The 14340-nt window shown below is 70.1% G+C and carries 17 protein-coding genes and 1 tRNA gene; 12 read left to right on the forward strand and 6 right to left on the reverse strand.

Going from position 1 to position 14340, the window contains the following annotated elements:
* Window positions 1-28: 28 nt before the first annotated feature.
* A complete protein-coding gene (locus AB3K78_RS15320) occupies window positions 29-898 on the forward strand; it encodes a MerR family transcriptional regulator (protein ID WP_416444663.1) in 870 nt (289 codons plus the stop codon).
* Between the two features lie 16 nt (window positions 899-914).
* Here the strand turns inward: AB3K78_RS15320 and AB3K78_RS15325 are convergent, their stop codons facing one another.
* Window positions 915-1685 (reverse strand): FadR/GntR family transcriptional regulator, encoded by a 771-nt coding sequence (locus AB3K78_RS15325; protein ID WP_416444665.1) that lies wholly within the window; start codon window positions 1683-1685, stop codon window positions 915-917.
* Window positions 1686-1855: 170 nt separating this feature from the next.
* Here AB3K78_RS15325 and AB3K78_RS15330 point away from each other — a divergent pair, with 170 nt between their 5' ends.
* The 4 genes from AB3K78_RS15330 to AB3K78_RS15345 all read left to right on the forward strand — a co-directional run bounded on the left by AB3K78_RS15330 (window position 1856) and on the right by AB3K78_RS15345 (window position 5438).
* Window positions 1856-2413: a YbhB/YbcL family Raf kinase inhibitor-like protein gene (locus AB3K78_RS15330; protein ID WP_416444667.1), complete on the forward strand. Its 558-nt coding sequence runs from the start codon at window positions 1856-1858 to the stop codon at window positions 2411-2413.
* A 166-nt stretch (window positions 2414-2579) separates the two neighbouring features.
* A complete protein-coding gene (locus tag AB3K78_RS15335) occupies window positions 2580-3587 on the forward strand; it encodes an ABC transporter substrate-binding protein (protein WP_416444669.1) in 1008 nt (335 codons plus the stop codon).
* A gap of 60 nt (window positions 3588-3647) precedes the next feature.
* Window positions 3648-4643: an ABC transporter permease gene (locus tag AB3K78_RS15340; RefSeq protein WP_416444671.1), complete on the forward strand. Its 996-nt coding sequence runs from the start codon at window positions 3648-3650 to the stop codon at window positions 4641-4643.
* Window positions 4644-4646: 3 nt separating this feature from the next.
* Complete coding sequence (locus AB3K78_RS15345; protein WP_416444673.1) at window positions 4647-5438, forward strand: ABC transporter ATP-binding protein; 792 nt, start codon at window positions 4647-4649, stop codon at window positions 5436-5438.
* Between the two features lie 427 nt (window positions 5439-5865).
* Here AB3K78_RS15345 and AB3K78_RS15350 read toward each other — a convergent pair whose 3' ends face one another.
* The gene (locus AB3K78_RS15350) at window positions 5866-6843 is read right to left on the reverse strand and encodes a hypothetical protein (protein ID WP_416444675.1); all 978 of its coding nucleotides are present in this window, start codon (window positions 6841-6843) and stop codon (window positions 5866-5868) included.
* 56 nt (window positions 6844-6899) lie between these two features.
* Window positions 6900-7568 (reverse strand): hypothetical protein, encoded by a 669-nt coding sequence (locus AB3K78_RS15355; protein WP_416444677.1) that lies wholly within the window; start codon window positions 7566-7568, stop codon window positions 6900-6902.
* A gap of 161 nt (window positions 7569-7729) precedes the next feature.
* Between AB3K78_RS15355 and AB3K78_RS15360 the strand changes: the two genes are divergently transcribed.
* Window positions 7730-9211 carry an aldehyde dehydrogenase family protein gene (locus tag AB3K78_RS15360; protein ID WP_416447382.1) on the forward strand — a complete coding sequence of 494 codons (1482 nt, stop codon included), beginning with the start codon at window positions 7730-7732 and terminating at the stop codon, window positions 9209-9211.
* 35 nt (window positions 9212-9246) lie between these two features.
* Here AB3K78_RS15360 and AB3K78_RS15365 read toward each other — a convergent pair whose 3' ends face one another.
* The gene (locus tag AB3K78_RS15365; protein WP_416444679.1) at window positions 9247-9765 is read right to left on the reverse strand and encodes a GNAT family N-acetyltransferase; all 519 of its coding nucleotides are present in this window, start codon (window positions 9763-9765) and stop codon (window positions 9247-9249) included.
* Window positions 9766-9905: 140 nt separating this feature from the next.
* Here AB3K78_RS15365 and AB3K78_RS15370 point away from each other — a divergent pair.
* Window positions 9906-9987 (forward strand) — tRNA-Tyr (locus tag AB3K78_RS15370).
* Between the two features lie 86 nt (window positions 9988-10073).
* Here AB3K78_RS15370 and AB3K78_RS15375 read toward each other — a convergent pair.
* Together AB3K78_RS15375 and AB3K78_RS15380 are read right to left on the reverse strand one after the other, a co-directional pair.
* Window positions 10074-11276 carry a tyrosine-type recombinase/integrase gene (locus AB3K78_RS15375; RefSeq protein WP_416444681.1) on the reverse strand — a complete coding sequence of 401 codons (1203 nt, stop codon included), beginning with the start codon at window positions 11274-11276 and terminating at the stop codon, window positions 10074-10076.
* The gene (locus AB3K78_RS15380; RefSeq protein ID WP_416444683.1) at window positions 11269-11856 is read right to left on the reverse strand and encodes a hypothetical protein; all 588 of its coding nucleotides are present in this window, start codon (window positions 11854-11856) and stop codon (window positions 11269-11271) included. The genes AB3K78_RS15375 and AB3K78_RS15380 overlap by 8 nt, the downstream gene beginning before the upstream one ends.
* A gap of 138 nt (window positions 11857-11994) precedes the next feature.
* Here AB3K78_RS15380 and AB3K78_RS15385 point away from each other — a divergent pair, with 138 nt between their 5' ends.
* Genes AB3K78_RS15385 through AB3K78_RS15405 form a run of 5 tightly spaced genes read left to right on the forward strand, consistent with a single transcriptional unit; the run spans window position 11995 to window position 14340 of the window.
* A complete protein-coding gene (locus tag AB3K78_RS15385; RefSeq protein ID WP_416444685.1) occupies window positions 11995-12213 on the forward strand; it encodes a helix-turn-helix domain-containing protein in 219 nt (72 codons plus the stop codon).
* Complete coding sequence (locus AB3K78_RS15390; RefSeq protein ID WP_416444687.1) at window positions 12206-12757, forward strand: hypothetical protein; 552 nt, start codon at window positions 12206-12208, stop codon at window positions 12755-12757. The genes AB3K78_RS15385 and AB3K78_RS15390 overlap by 8 nt, the downstream gene beginning before the upstream one ends.
* A gap of 10 nt (window positions 12758-12767) precedes the next feature.
* On the forward strand, window positions 12768-13334 hold the full coding sequence (locus AB3K78_RS15395; RefSeq protein ID WP_416444689.1) for a hypothetical protein: 567 nt from the start codon (window positions 12768-12770) through the stop codon (window positions 13332-13334).
* Window positions 13331-14047: a hypothetical protein gene (locus AB3K78_RS15400; protein ID WP_416444691.1), complete on the forward strand. Its 717-nt coding sequence runs from the start codon at window positions 13331-13333 to the stop codon at window positions 14045-14047. The genes AB3K78_RS15395 and AB3K78_RS15400 overlap by 4 nt, the downstream gene beginning before the upstream one ends.
* The gene (locus tag AB3K78_RS15405) at window positions 14044-14340 is read left to right on the forward strand and encodes a hypothetical protein (RefSeq protein ID WP_416444693.1); all 297 of its coding nucleotides are present in this window, start codon (window positions 14044-14046) and stop codon (window positions 14338-14340) included. The genes AB3K78_RS15400 and AB3K78_RS15405 overlap by 4 nt, the downstream gene beginning before the upstream one ends.

Here is a 14340-nt window from a genome sequence, read left to right on the forward strand (position 1 = left end):
GGCCCCGTCCCGACGACCGGGAGGAACCGTGGAGTACTCGATCCAGGAGGTGGCCAAGGCCGCGGGCACGACCTCGCGCACCCTGCGCCACTACGGGGAGCTCGGGCTCGTCCCACCCAGCCGGGTGGGCGCGAACGGCTACCGCTTCTACGACGACCGCGCGCTGGTGCGGTTGCAGCGGGTGCTGCTGCTGCGCGACCTCGGGCTCGGGCTGCCGCGCATCGGCGAGGTGCTCGCGGCCCAGGACGCGGTCGCGGATCGGGAACCAGGCCGCGCGGCTGCGACGGACCCCGCGGCGAGCGCCGCGGACGCCTCGCGCGCCGAGGCCGGGATCCTGCGCGGCCACCTCGAGCTGTTGCGCGAGGAGCAGCGGCGGCTCGGGGCGCGCATCGGCGCGGTCGAACGCACGATCGCCGAGCTGGACCGGCGCGCGAGCGGCGACGCGGATCCCTCGGGAACCGACAGGAATGGAGGAGACCTCATGTCTCGGAACATCTTCGAAGGATTCGACCACACGCAGTACCGTGAGGAGGTCGAGGAACGCTGGGGCGCCGACGCGTACGCGAAGTCGGACGCCTGGTGGAACGGCCTCGGCGCCGATGGACAGCGGGAATGGACGGACCGCGTCGCAGCGCTGAACGCCGACTGGATCGCGGCCGCCGAGCGCGGCGAGGATCCCGCCGGCGAGGCGGCGCAGGCGCTCGCGGAGCGGCACGTCGACTGGCTCACGGGGATCCCCGGCACGCCCGCGGCGGCCCCGGGCGGCGACCTCGTCGGCTACGTCCTCGGTCTCGGCGAGATGTACGTCGCCGACGAGCGCTTCGCCGCGAACTACGGCGGCGCGGAGGGGGCCGCGTTCGTGCGCGACAGCCTGCGCGCGTGGGCCGAGCGCCGCTAGGAGGCTCGGGACGCGGCTAGGCCCGGCTCGCCTCGCCCGCGCGCACCTGCGCGATGCGCTCCTCCTGCTCGGGGGTGCGCGGCAGCGGCTGCTTGACCTGGTTCTCGCTGACGATCACCACGTCGTGGTCGACGTGATCGGCCATGGAGTGCACGGCGTCGATGAAGTCGCGGCGGCGGATCGCGTCGAGCACGCGGGCGTGGTCGCGTTCCATCTCGGTCGCGGTGGCGACGTTCGCGAGGCGCCCGCGGTGCGCGGGGCTGCGGAGCTGCTCGTTGATGCCGGCGTAGAGGGCGGCGAGCAGCCGGTTCTTGGCGGCGTCGAAGAGCAGCTGGTGGAAGCGGCTGTCGAACGCGCTGGACTCGGCGCCGCGGGTGAACACCGGGCAGCGGTTGCAGCCGAGCTCATCGGCTGCCGCCTGCTCGAGCGCCTCGAGATCGTCGTCGCTGCGGTGCAGGGCGGCCTGCTGGGCGGCCTCGATCTCGAGCGCGCGGCGGTAGCTGAGGATCTCCTCGAGCGTGAAGTCGACGAGGAACTCGTTGAGCAGCGTGCTCGTGGGGGTCGAGGAGCGCACGAAGGTGCCGCGTCCCGGCAGGGTCTCGAGCATCCCGATGCTGGCGAGCGAGCGCACGGCCTCGCGCACGGTCGAGCGGCCGACACCGATCTGCTCGGCGAGCTCCGGCTCGATGGGGATCCGCTCGCCGACGGGCCAGTCGCCCGTGGTGATCTTGCGACGCAGGTAGGCGAGCGTCGCGCGGGCCCGTTCGGATCCGGTCGTCACTGCCATGTCTGTTTCTCCGCCTCAAGCACGGCCCGAGTACTCGGTGGCGCACTCGCGCCGAGCCGTGCACCGAGTATATCGACTGCGCACCTGACGGTAGCCCTCGCCGTCACCGGCTCCTAGGCTGGGAGGGCAGACAGGATCCCGGCCGCCCGGCCCGGACGAGGAGGTCCCCGATGACGCAACCGACGCAGGGGCGAGGCCCCATCAATCCCTACGCCGCCGTGCGGGACGTGCCCGAGTTCGTGCTCGCGAGCACCGAGATCGAGGCGGGCGAGCCGCTGCCGGCCGAGGTCTACGACTCGGCATCGGGCGGGAGCAACCGCTCGCCGCAGCTCAGCTGGTCCGGCTTCCCGGCCGAGACCAGGAGCTTCGCGGTGACCTGCTTCGATCCCGACGCCCCGACCGGTTCGGGTTTCTGGCACTGGGCCGTGGCGAACATCCCGGCGAGCGTCTCGGAGCTGCCCGCCGGAGCCGGAGCGCTCGGCTCGCCGCTGCTGCCCGCGGGCGCGATCACGATGCCGAACGAGCTGCGCGAGCCGGCGTTCATCGGCGCGGGACCGCCGGAGGGCACCGGAGTGCACCACTACTGGTTCGTGGTGCACGCGCTGAGCGTCGAACGCATCGACATCGATCCGCAGGCCACGCCCGCGGTGCTCGGCTTCCTCATGCGCGACGCGGTGCTGGCGCGCGGCGTGCTCGTCGCGACCGGCGAATACGGGCAGGCCGACTGACCCGCGGCGCACCTCCCGTTTCGCGGCCCGCCGCGCGGCGGATACCATGCTGAGCAAGTTGTGCGATCTCGCGCGGCTTCCCCTGCTCGAAGGCATCCGGGTCCCGTGCACACCGCGCAGCGGACCCGACCGGCGCCTCCGAGCCCTATTGAAGGACTCAACACCCATGCGACAGACTTCGCTCCGCCGCCGCGCACTCGCCCTGGTCGGCATCGCCGCCGCCTCGGCGCTCGCGCTCACCGGCTGCTCCGGATCCGCTTCGAACGACTCCGGATCGGGTTCCGATTCGGGCGCCAAGAGCGTCAAGATCGGCATCAGCCAGCTCGTTCAGCATCCCGCGCTCGACGCCGCGACCAAGGGCTTCAAGCAGGCGCTCGAGGATTCGGGCATGAAGGTCACCTTCGACGAGCAGAACGCCCAGGGCGAGCAGGCCAACGCCGTCACCATCGCCCAGAAGTTCGCGTCGAGCGATGCCGACCTGTACCTCGCGGTCGCGACGCCCGCGGCGCAGGCGCTGGCTCAGGCCGTGACCAACAAGCCCGTGCTCTTCACCGCGGTGACCGACGCGGTCTCGGCGCAGCTCGTCAAGTCGAACGAGCAGCCCGGCGGCAACGTCACCGGCACGAGCGACGCGGCTCCGATCGACAAGCAGCTCGAGATGCTCAAGCAGATCGTGCCGGACGCCAAGACCGTCGGCATCGTCTACAGCTCGGGTGAGGTCAACTCCGAGGTGCAGGTCAAGGCCGCCGAGGAGGCCGGCAAGAAGCAGGGCCTCGCCTTCAAGACCCAGACCGTGACCACCGCGAACGACATCGCGCAGGCCGCCGAGGCGCTCGGCGACGTCGACGCGATCTACGTGCCGACCGACAACATGGTCGTCGCCGGCATCGCCTCGCTCGTGCAGGTCGCCGAGAAGAAGCAGATCCCCGTGATCGGAGCCGAGGCCGGAACCGTCGAGGGCGGCGCGGTCGCGACCCTCGGAATCGACTACGAGAAGCTCGGCTACCAGACCGGCGAGCTCGCCGTGAAGATCCTCAAGGACGGGAAGAAGCCGGCCGACCTGCCGGTCGAGACCGCCAAGGAGTTCAGCTACGTGGTGAACGAGGGCGCGGCGAAGCGCATGGGCGCCACCATTCCCGCCGACATCCTCGGCAAGGCCGAGAAGGTCAAGTAGCCGACCTCCGGTGCGCCGGGCATCCGCCCGGCGCACCGGACCGAAGAACAGGAAAACTCCATGATCGGCGCGATCGAACTGGGTCTCATCTACGGTGTGATGGCCCTCGGCGTGTACCTCACCTTCCGCGTGCTGAACTTCCCCGACCTCACGGTCGACGGCAGCTTCACCACGGGCGCTGCGACCGCCGCCGCGCTGATCACGCTCGGCCAGAGCCCCATCGTCGCCACGCTCGCCGCGGTGGCGGCGGGGCTCGCGGCCGGAGCGGTCACCGGCCTCCTGCACACCAAGGGTCGCATCGACGGCCTGCTCGCGGGAATCCTCACCATGATCGCCCTCTGGTCGATCAACCTCAGGATCATGGGCACGACGAAACCCGACAGCGCGGTCGCGGCCAACCTGCCGCTGCTGCGCGCGTCGACCGTGTTCGACCCGCTGCGCGAGAACATGCTCCTCGGCACCTGGGCGTCGGTCGCGGTCCTCGCCGTCGGCGTCATCCTCGTGAAGCTCCTCGTCGACTGGTTCCTCTCGACCAACCTCGGACTCGCGATCCGCGCCACGGGCGACAACGGACCCATGATCCGCAGCTTCGGCGTCAGCACCGACCGGACCACGATCCTCACCCTCGCGCTGTCGAACGGCCTCGTCGCGCTCTGCGGCGCGCTCGTCGCGCAGTTCCAGGGCTTCGCCGACATCAGCATGGGCATCGGCCTCATCCTCGTCGGCCTCGCCTCGGTCATCGTCGGCCAGGCGATCCTCGGGCAGCGCTGGATCTGGCTCGCGAGCCTCGCCGTCGTGATCGGCGCGGTGGTCTACCGCCTCATCATCTTCTTCGCCATGCAGGTCGGGCTCGATCCCAACGACATGAAGCTCGTCACCGCCGTCCTCGTGGTGCTCGCGCTGCTGCTGCCGCGCTGGGGCTTCCTCAAGCGGGTGCCCTCGCTGCGGGGCCGCGGCGGCCGCGTGCCGCCGCGCGATCCGGCGCCGGATCCCGCTCCCGCCGCAGTCGCGGCGGCCCCGACCGCCGCGACCCCGACCGCTCCGAAGGAGGCCTGAGCCGTGCTCGCCATCACCGACATCGAGAAGACCTTCTTCGCCGGCACCGTCAACGAGCGCCGCGCGCTCGCGAGCCTCAGCCTGCGGCTGGAGGAGGGCGACTTCGTCACCATCATCGGCTCCAACGGCGCCGGCAAGTCCACGCTGCTCAACGCGATCTCCGGCCGCTACACGGTCGACTCCGGCAGCATCGAGATCGACGGGCGCCGGGTCAACCGACTCAAGGAGTTCCAGCGCGCGAAGTACATCGGCCGCGTGTTCCAGGATCCGATGGCGGGCACCGCGCCGACCCTGACGATCGAGGAGAACCTGGCTCTCGCGCTGCGCCGGGGCCGGACGCGAGGCCTCGGCCCGAGCCGGAGCCGCGCCCAGCGGGAGCGGTTCCGCGAGGAGCTGCGCACCCTCGAACTCGGTCTCGAGGATCGCCTCGGCGCCAAGGTCGGCCTGCTCTCGGGCGGCCAACGCCAGGCCCTGTCGCTGCTGATGTCGGGCTTCACGCACCCCAGCATCCTGCTGCTCGACGAGCACACCGCAGCGCTCGACCCCCAGCGCGCCGCGCTCGTCACCGACCTCACCGAGCGGATCGTCGCCCAGGGCGGTCTCACCACGCTCATGGTCACGCACAACATGGAGCAGGCGCTGCGCCTCGGCAACCGGCTCGTCATGATGCACGAGGGCCGGATCGTGTTCGAGGCCGGCGAGGAGCAGAAGAAGGGCCTGACCGTGCCGGCGCTGCTCGCGGAGTTCGCGAAGATCAAGGGCGCCCAGCTCGACGATCGCGCGCTGCTCGCCTAGTCGTCCGACCCAGCGCGCCTCCCGGGGCGCGCATAGGAGCCAGCCCTACAGTGGGCGTATGGCAGAGGAACGCGGCGGCGTCGGCGGGTGGGAGAGCATCGCTCGGGCGGCTGAGGCCCGCGCGGCCGACTGGGCGCGCGCGCTGCGGCCGCACGCCGATCCCGAACGCGGCGAACGCGCACCCGAACTGCTCGCCGGCGTGCGCGCCGACGCTGGCGGCCTGGACTTCACGCGCCGCCTGCTCGAGCACCTGCTCGGGGCGGCGGACCCGTTCGCCGCAGCGCTCGGCCTCCGCGAGGTCGCGCACGAGCTGCCCGAGTCCATGCCGGTGCGCGACCGGCTGGCGGTGCGCGCCGGCGGGATCGCCGCCCTCGGGCTGCCGTGGGCGGTGCTGCCGCTCGCTCGGCGCTGGTTCCGGGACCGGGTCTCATCGATCGCCTTCACGGCGAAGTTCCCGCAGGACCCCGAGAAGCCGATCGACGCCGCCGGGCTCGCGGACCGACTGCTGGCGAAGCTGGAACCGGGCACCTCGGCCCTGATCGCGCTCGGCGGCGAGCCCGTCCTCGGCGCCGACCGGGTCGAACTCGAGGTCGCCCGCCTCGTGGCCCTCGCCGAGCAGGCCGGGATCGACCAGCTGCTGGTCGATCCGCTGCGCCTCCTGCCGGGCGGTACGGACTGGACCTTCGACGCCGACGTCACCCGCGCGGTGGACGCCCTCCGGCCCGTGCTCGAGGCCGCACGGCAGGGCGGCACCGCGATCCTGCTCGACGCCGCCGGCTTCCGGGGCGCCCGCCTCGCCCCGGAGGTGCTGCTGCGCGCCGCAGGAGACGCCCGCCTCGACGGCGTGCGCATCGGCCTGGTCGTCCCGGCCGAGCTGCCCGAATCCCGCCGGGTCGTCGAGCGCATCGGTCGCTGGGCGGTGCAGCGCGCGAGCGACGGGGGGACCCCGACCGAGATCGTGCTGGCCGACACGGGCATGGCCGGTGCCGAGCGCATCGCGTCGATCCGCAGCGGCCTCCCGGTGCCGACGCTCGACGGGCGCACGGCGGTCGCCGCGCAGCTGTTGCGCCTCGCGCACCTCGCGCTCGGCTACGGTCCGTCCGTGCGCCTCGTCGTGCAGAGCGAGGAACCCTGTCTCCTCGCCGCCGCGACCGTCCTCGCCGAACGTCACGGAACGGGCGAACTGCTCGGGCTGCAGCTCCGGGCCGGTGCGGATCCGGCTCTTGCGCGCGTGCTCGCCACGGGCGCGCACGAGATCCGGATCCGTCTGCCGCTCATCCCGTCGGGGGAACCGTCGGGCCTCGCCGAGCCCCTGCTCGCGCTCGCCGCGGACGCCGCCGACCCCGACCGCGTCGACTTCGCGGGAGCCGTCGCCGAGGCCGCGGAACCGTTCCCGGAGTCGCATCGCACCCAGCTGCGCGCCCGTGAGTGGGATCCGAGCGAGCGCGACAGCGCGCTGTTCTACCGGCCGCCGGCCGACCCCGACCGGTTCGACACCGGCGGCCTCACGGCCGCGGTGCTCGGCCTCACCCGCGGCTCCACCGGTGAGATCGCGCTCGAGGCCGCCGGCCCCGCGCTGCGCATCCCCGTGATCTCGGAGTCCGGCCTCGCCGCGGAGCCCGCGACCGATGCGTCGCGCACCGACAACCGCGAATGGGTCCGTTCGCTCGTCTCGCTCGTCGCCGAGCCGGGCTCCGAGGCGCAGGCATCGGACTCGGACGAGGTGCCGATCGGTTTCGATGCCGACGCCGTCGTCTCGGCGGCGTCGACCGCCGCGGGGATCTGGCAGGCACCGCGCCACAGCGACCGCGCCACCCGGGTGCGGCGTCTCGCCCTCGGCACGGTCGCGGCGCGAGATCGACTCCTCGCCGCTCTCGCCGCGGAGAGCGGCGATCCGGTGGAGATGCTGGACGCCGCGGTGGGCGACGCGGTCGATGCCGCACGCTGGCTCGGACGGCTCACGGAGGATCTGGGGTCCGTGCGCGGAGCGGAGTTCCACCCCGACCGCGTCGCACTCGTGGTCTGCGACGCGGGCGTGCCGTTCGCGGAGCGGGCCGAGGCGATCCTCGCGGTGATCGCCGCGGGCAGCGCGGCGATCGCGGTGGTGCATCCCTCGGTCGCCCGCTCCACGCGGGTGCTGATCGAGGAGTGGCAGGCGGCCGGGCTCCCCGGAGGTCGTGACGCTGATCGGATCCGGGACCGCGAGCGACGGCGACGGCGAGACCGATGCGCCGGGTCATCTGGACCTGGCCGCCGAGCTCGCGGTCGACGCGCGCGTCGACCGCGCCCTGGTGCTCGGGCGTCGCGAGACGGCCGCAGCGCTGCTGCGCCGACGCCCGGACCTGCGGATCGAGGGCCGCTTCGAGGCCCGCGCGTCCGTCCTGGTCACGGGCGGGGCCGACGTCGACACCGCGATCCCCGACGTGCTCGCCTCGGCGTTCGGAGCGCCCGCCGCGGATCCGCTGCGCGCCCGTCAGCTCGTGCTGCTCGGCGGCATCGCACGCTCCCGCCGGTTCCGCTCCCGCCTGGCGGACGCCGTGCGCACCCTCCGGGCCGGGCACACGGGGCGCGCGGGATCGAACGATCCGCTGGACCTGCAGTTCGGGCCGCTGCCGGCGCCGCCCGGCGCCGCCGGCCTCCGCGCCCTCACGGAACTGGATCCCGGCGAGGAGTGGCTCGTCGAGCCCGAGCGCCTCGACGACGCCGGTCTGCTCTGGAGGCCCGGCGTGCGCTGGGGAGTCAAGCGCTCGGCGCGATTCTGGCGCGACTCCATCGGGATGCCCGTGCTCGGCGTGACGCACGCGCGCAGCCTCGACGAGGCGATCGCGATCCAGAACGATGCGGGAAGCGGGGGCGCGGCGGCGATCCACTCGCTCGACGCCGACGAGATCCTGCCCTGGCTGGAGCGGGTCGAGGCCGCGTCGCTCGCGGTCTGCCGTCCGACGACGGGCGCGCGCATCGAGCAGCGCCCCGTCGGCGGGTGGAACGATGCCGGGCTCGGCATCGGATCCCTGGCCGGCGGCCCGAACCGCCTGCTCGCGCTGGGGTCCTGGAGCGTGCGCGAGGGGACGCAGAGCGCGACCCTGCACCTGCGCGGCCTCGACCCCGAGGTGCAGCTGCTCATCGAAGCGGCTCAGGAGGCGCTCGACTACACCGCCTTCGACCGGGTGCGGCGGGCCGCGCTCAGCGACGCGCTGACCTGGCGCACGTCGCTCGGCATCGCGCGCGACGCCATCGGGCTCGGCATCGAGCGCAACCTCGTTCGGCACTGGCCGGTGGCGACCCAGCTCCGCCTCGCCGAGGCGGGGAGCTCGCCGAGCTCATCCGCGTGCTCGCCGCCGCCCTCATCGTGCGCGCGCCCATCACGGTCTCCACCGGGGTGGTGCTGCCCGCGCCGGTGGTGTCGTTGCTCGAACGGCAGGGGATCGAGGTCTCCCTCGAACGCGACGACGACTGGCTCGAACGCATGTCGGTGCTCGCAGCCGTCGCCGACGCGTCGAGCACCGCCGATGCCGGTACCGGGGGAGCCGAGGGCGGAGCCGCGCTCGTCGGGGTGGATCCGGGCGGAGCACGCCGGGTGCGCCTCATCGGGGGCGATCGCGTGCGCGCCGCCGAGTGGCTCGGGCACGGCGGCCGCGTGGCGCTCTGGGCCGAACCCGTCACCATGGCCGGACCGGTCGAACTGCTCACCCTGCTGCGCGAGCAATCCATCTCGATCGCGACCCACCGGCACGGGCTGGCGGCCCCCATCCCGGCCGTCGAGGACCGGGTGATCGAGCTCGGCCGCTAGGCGCGACGTGTCCGGTCGCTAGGCGGCGGCCGGAGGTTCCCGCCGCATGGGCGTGTGCGGGATCCCGTCCTCGACGAATTCCTCGCCGTGCTGCACGAATCCGAATCGGGCGTACCAGCCGGTCAGGTGCGACTGCGCGTCGAGCACTATCGGCCGCTCGGGCGACGCGGCGTCGTGCGCGGCGATCGCCGCCCGCATCAGCGCCGCTGCGAGGCTGCGTCCCCGCCAGGCGGCGGCGGTCGCGACTCGGCCGATGCGCGCGGCATCGGGATCCTGGAGGACGCGCAGGGTGGCCGCGACGCGCTCGGCTTCCGAGGCCCCCTCGACCTCGACCCAGAACTGCTCGGCGCCCGGCTCGAGGTCTCGACCGTCGAGGTCGAGGTACGGGCAGTCCTGCTCGACGACGAACACCTCGGAGCGGAGCCGCGCGATCGCGTAGAGCGCCGCGGCGTCCAGCTCCGCGAAACGGGCACGGCGCAGCGCGAGACCCGGCGGGAGCGCCGCGGCGGGGGTGCGGGGTTCGGGAAGTTCGCTCATGCTCCGATCCTGCCACCCGGCCCCGCCCGATGGCGTCCGGCGGCCCGTACGACGCGCCGTGTGCGCCGAATCCCCGCCGGATTTCGGATCCGACACGAATCCGGGTAGAGTGGTCTCTCGGTCGTGTTCGCACGACCAACGGCGGGTTACCCGAGCGGCCAAAGGGGGCTGACTGTAAATCAGCTGGCACTGCCTACGGGGGTTCGAATCCCTCACCCGCCACAGTAAGAAAATGGGCCCTGACCAGGAGCGGAAGCTTCACGGTCAGGGCCTTTTTCATGTCTATGGGGCGAGATATGGGGCAAGCCCTAGTCGAGGAGCGCCGCGAACCGGTCTGCCGCGGCCTTCTGCATCGTCGGAGTGGCGTGCGAGTAGAGACTGAGGGTGATCGACACGCTCGCATGCCCGAGGCGTTCCTGCACGACCTTCGGTGACTCGCCGAGCTGCATCAGCAGAGTGGCGTGCGTGTGCCGGAGCGCGTGCAGCGGGATCTTCGGGAGCGACGGGATCACCTTGCTCGCGGCAGCCATGCGCCTGATCCACCGGTTGCTCACCAGGACGGGGTCCCGGAGGCGTCCGTCATCGTGGCCGAAGATGAACGCCGTTGGGCGTGCGAGGTCGAGCGCGATGCTCCCGCGCGCGGTCTTGAGCTTGCGGAGCACGTCGAACAGCTGCGCGTCGCCGTCGATGACTCGGGCGGTGCCGGACTTCGGGACCTTCGTCCTGCCTCGGGTCGCGCTGTCCGCTGCGCGCCTGATCGAGATGCGGCCGGCCTTGAAGTCGATGTCGCGCCATTGCAACGCGAGCGCTTCGCCACGGCGCATCCCCGTGCGAGCGAGGGTGAACCAGAGGGGGAACAGTTCGTCTTGGTAGACGTCCCGATCCCAGGTGATGAACTGCTTGAGCTGGTCGGCGGTCCAGGTCACCATCTCGTCGCGCTCGGCCCGGATATCGCGACCGGTGGGGGCTTTGACGATCTTCTTGAGTTTTGCCGGGTTCTTCGCGATCAGGCCGTCCTCCATCGCGGCGTCGAGGATTGCGGCGAGCGTGATGGAGGTCTTGTTCACCGTGTTGGCGCTGAGCGGCGCACCGTCCTTCCCGCCGCGCTCGCGCAGGAGCCGGTAGACCTTCCCGATCGCGGGTCCGGTGATCTTGTCGAGCGGCTTCGTGCCGAGGTGGGGGACCAGGTAGTTGTTGAACTGGCGGCGGTACCCCTTCATCGTGGCGGGCTCGAGCGTGAGGGCGTCGAGCCAGTCGGCCCCGTAGGTCGAGAGCGTCGGGATCGTGCCGTGGAACGCCTCGTCGTTCTTCCGCTTCCGAATCGCGATCTGCATAGCCTCATCGGCCTCGTCATCTGAGGTGAACCCGCCGCGGGAGAATTTCTTGTCTCCGAGCTCCGGCTGCTCGGGGTCGATGGGGATCCAGATTTGAAAGCGCCACCGTCGGCCGGCCTTCGTCTGGTAGCTCTGCAGCGACCCCTTCCCGCGACGACGAGAGCGTTTGCTAGTCATCCTGAGCGTTCCAGGCGAAGGTATCGCCTTCGAAGTCGTTGGTGAAGTGGGCCCTTCGTTCGTCGCTGAAAGCCTTGCGCGCGACTGCTTCATCCCGTTCTGCCTCGTAGTAGTGCTTCGGCTTTGGGGAGCGCTGGCCGCTCTCGACAGCGCGCAGAAGATATTCTGAGGCCGAGATGACGGCATCTTGGCTCAGGCTTTCTCGCTCCCAGAAGTGGGCCAAGCTGGATGGAGTGAGCTTTGCCTTGCCTTGAAGCCAGGCGCGTTTCTCCTCCCAGATGAGTTCTCCATCCTTGATCGCTGTGACCGGCGCCTCTGGGTCAAGGGGAGAGAGCAAGAACGTGGGTGTGCACTCGAGCGCAAAGGCGAGAGCAAGGAGTTCGTCAACGTCAACCTTTCGGGCGCGAGCTTCAATCCTTCGGAGACCCAGCGCTGGAATTCGTTGGCCAGCTTTGATGAGCCGTTGTTCCAGGGCGACGTAGCTCAGGTTCAAAGCTTCCCGTCGTCGCGCGATGTTGACGGCAACCGTCTTGCCAGTGGGGCCAAGGTCGAGTTCAGCCATGCCTTTTTTCGTGCTCATGCGGGCAAGCATACAGATCAATTTGAGCGCCCGGCGATTCTTGTTGATATTCGCTCCTCCATGTGCTTCACTGAATCTGGAAGCGATCAAAATGAGCCCAGAAGGGTTCGAGAATCGAGAAGAGGAAGGACTGGCTTCATGTCGATAAGTGTCACGGTGCCCTCGGCCATTGCGGACCTGAGAGCGTCAACTGCCCTCACGATCACGAGGGCGCAAGCAGCGGCGTACCTCGGCGTAGACCCAAGGACGGTCACGACGGGAATCGAGGAGGGGAACATCCCTGCTGTCCGGCTCGGGCGCCGGATCGTCATCCCCCGAGAGAGATTTCTCAAGCTGTTCGAGGTCGAAAGTGACTAGCCCGCCGCTGCGGGCGGCAGTCTCGGCCTTGCGCAGTAGCGCGGCTGAATCCGATCTGGAGAAGTTCAACGAGTGGGAGCCCAAGTGGTTCCGGGTGCTCCTTGACCTCGACGGGCGAGTCACCTCGAACATCATCCCGAACCAGCTGCGCTACGCGCTCATCGCACCAAACAACCGGCGTATCCCGATCAGCCTCAACGATCTCGGCGCGTGGCTCATCCGCTATTACCAAGACCCCGACCCGAAGCGGAAATCTCGGGCCGGTCACACCGTCGCCTACGTGGCGGACAACCAACACCGGACGGCCTGGGCAGGCGGTGCGGTAGGGGAGTCCCCTCTGCATCGCGGCGCGTGGTTCATCACCGCATCAGATGATGCACGAATCCTGGTCCCCGAACCGCACACCGGCCCCCTGGCCGCGCTGAGCTTCGAGGCCACCAAGGGCGGCCATGTCGTCGCCCGCTACCAAGAAGAAAACCCCGGCGCTGTCGCAAAGTTTGCCGACTCAGACAGCTCCGGGGCTCACACGAACACCACTAACTAGGAGGGCTTTCATGCGTTCTTCCACCATTCTGGCACCTACCGCCAGCATCAACAACCTGTCCACCTTCGAGACCGCCCGCACGATCGCCACGAACGACCCGGACGGCCCGGTCACTATCGACCGTAAGCACGGTGCGATCGGGGACCATGTGTCCATCGCGATCCCGGCCATGAAGGCCCGGATCGAGCTGCAGCCGAACGAAGCACGAGAGCTCGCCCGGGCCTTGCAGGATCTCGCGACCTTCATCGAGGAGGAAGCGGAACGGCGCGAGACGCGCGTCGCCCAAGCCAGCCTGCTCAACGACACGATCTCGATGAACGTGCGCACTCGTGTTGCCCACTCTTCGCTGACCAAGGCGGAGATTGCTGCTCGGGCAGACATCTCAACCTCGACCCTGCAGCGGAAGCTCGACCCCAATGTCGACGCCCCGTTCGATGTTCGCGAGCTGGCAAACCTTGCGCACGTCTTCGGCATCGAAGTAGCCGATCTGCTTGATCCAGTCACGGGCGCCACGGAGATTCGTCGATACACCGAGCCCGGTCAGCCCGAGCAGAACGGCATCGGGGGTGGACTGTGAACCTCGAAAGCCAGGACGCCGAGGTTGACGACGTGGTCAGGACTTACGACGTGATCAAAGCGGCCTCGCCGGAGATGGAGACCTGGGCAGCGATGAACCTGGATCCCCTGCCGGTTCGCGAGGTCTTCGCTACCCGCAAAATGACCATCGCCAGGGACTCGGCCGGGCGCCTGTTCCGCTTCGCATTCAACATCACGGTCGCTCTCGGTGCCGACTCGTGCTTCAAGATCCAGATGTTCGCTGGTGCTGCTGCTGAAGACCTCGCCCGCGCACACGACATCGTCCGGAAGGCGAAGTTGGGCCTGTTCTACGGCGACATGTGGGAGCCGCATACGTTCACGATTCCTGAGCGGTCCGAGGGCTGGATCATGGCACGCGCGTTCCATGAGCCGGGCTACGAACAGACCAATGAACTGGTGCGCTGCAACGAGCCGGGCTGTGTCTCGGAATACCACGTGTCGATCCGCGGCGAAGAAGTACTGCACGAGACCGAGGGGCTGTCTGACCCAGACGGCTGGTACACGGTGCGCGCGTTCAAGGACGGCAGCTCCGGCTGGCGAGCGTTCTTCGACGTGACTGCGCTTGACAGCCTCGAGGGCCCCGAGGATCTTCCGATCCTGGAGCGGGCTTTGAACGACTACAAGTGGGTGCTCGGTGAGGCGGAAGAGCTGAACCGTGCCGCCCGACAGAACACGACGCGAAAGGCTGCATGATGACCACCAACCACTTCGGACCCGAAACCCTCTACGACCTGGCCGGCGACATCGTCGTGCCGGCCTTCCCAGGACAACACGACCAGCGCACGACCGGAGTCGTCATCCTCACGGAAGACGGCAGCCGAGCGGCGAACATGATCGAAGACCCCGACATCATCACCGCAGTCGCGCTCCGAATGATCGCGATCGCGGACGAGATCCGAGAAAACCGGGCACTCGCCCGCGCAAGCGCTGGCAACGTCACCCCGCTCCCGTCCTTCTGGGGCCAGCATGGCCCGAAAGCGAGCTAG

This window comes from Leucobacter sp. HNU, assembly GCF_047946755.1.
Taxonomy (GTDB): domain Bacteria; phylum Actinomycetota; class Actinomycetes; order Actinomycetales; family Microbacteriaceae; genus Leucobacter.

Coding starts and splice junctions, on each gene's coding strand:
- AB3K78_RS15375 (WP_416444681.1), bottom strand. CDS start 11,276: ATGACTAGCAAACGCTCTCGTCGTCGCGGGAAGGGGTCGCTGCAGAGC.
- AB3K78_RS15385 (WP_416444685.1), top strand. CDS start 11,995: ATGTCGATAAGTGTCACGGTGCCCTCGGCCATTGCGGACCTGAGAGCG.
- AB3K78_RS15350 (WP_416444675.1), bottom strand. CDS start 6,843: ATGCGACTCCGGGAACGGTTCCGCGGCCTCGGCGACGGCTCCCGCGAA.
- AB3K78_RS15330 (WP_416444667.1), top strand. CDS start 1,856: ATGACGCAACCGACGCAGGGGCGAGGCCCCATCAATCCCTACGCCGCC.
- AB3K78_RS15325 (WP_416444665.1), bottom strand. CDS start 1,685: ATGGCAGTGACGACCGGATCCGAACGGGCCCGCGCGACGCTCGCCTAC.
- AB3K78_RS15405 (WP_416444693.1), top strand. CDS start 14,044: ATGATGACCACCAACCACTTCGGACCCGAAACCCTCTACGACCTGGCC.
- AB3K78_RS15340 (WP_416444671.1), top strand. CDS start 3,648: ATGATCGGCGCGATCGAACTGGGTCTCATCTACGGTGTGATGGCCCTC.
- AB3K78_RS15380 (WP_416444683.1), bottom strand. CDS start 11,856: ATGAGCACGAAAAAAGGCATGGCTGAACTCGACCTTGGCCCCACTGGC.
- AB3K78_RS15395 (WP_416444689.1), top strand. CDS start 12,768: ATGCGTTCTTCCACCATTCTGGCACCTACCGCCAGCATCAACAACCTG.
- AB3K78_RS15365 (WP_416444679.1), bottom strand. CDS start 9,765: ATGAGCGAACTTCCCGAACCCCGCACCCCCGCCGCGGCGCTCCCGCCG.
- AB3K78_RS15335 (WP_416444669.1), top strand. CDS start 2,580: ATGCGACAGACTTCGCTCCGCCGCCGCGCACTCGCCCTGGTCGGCATC.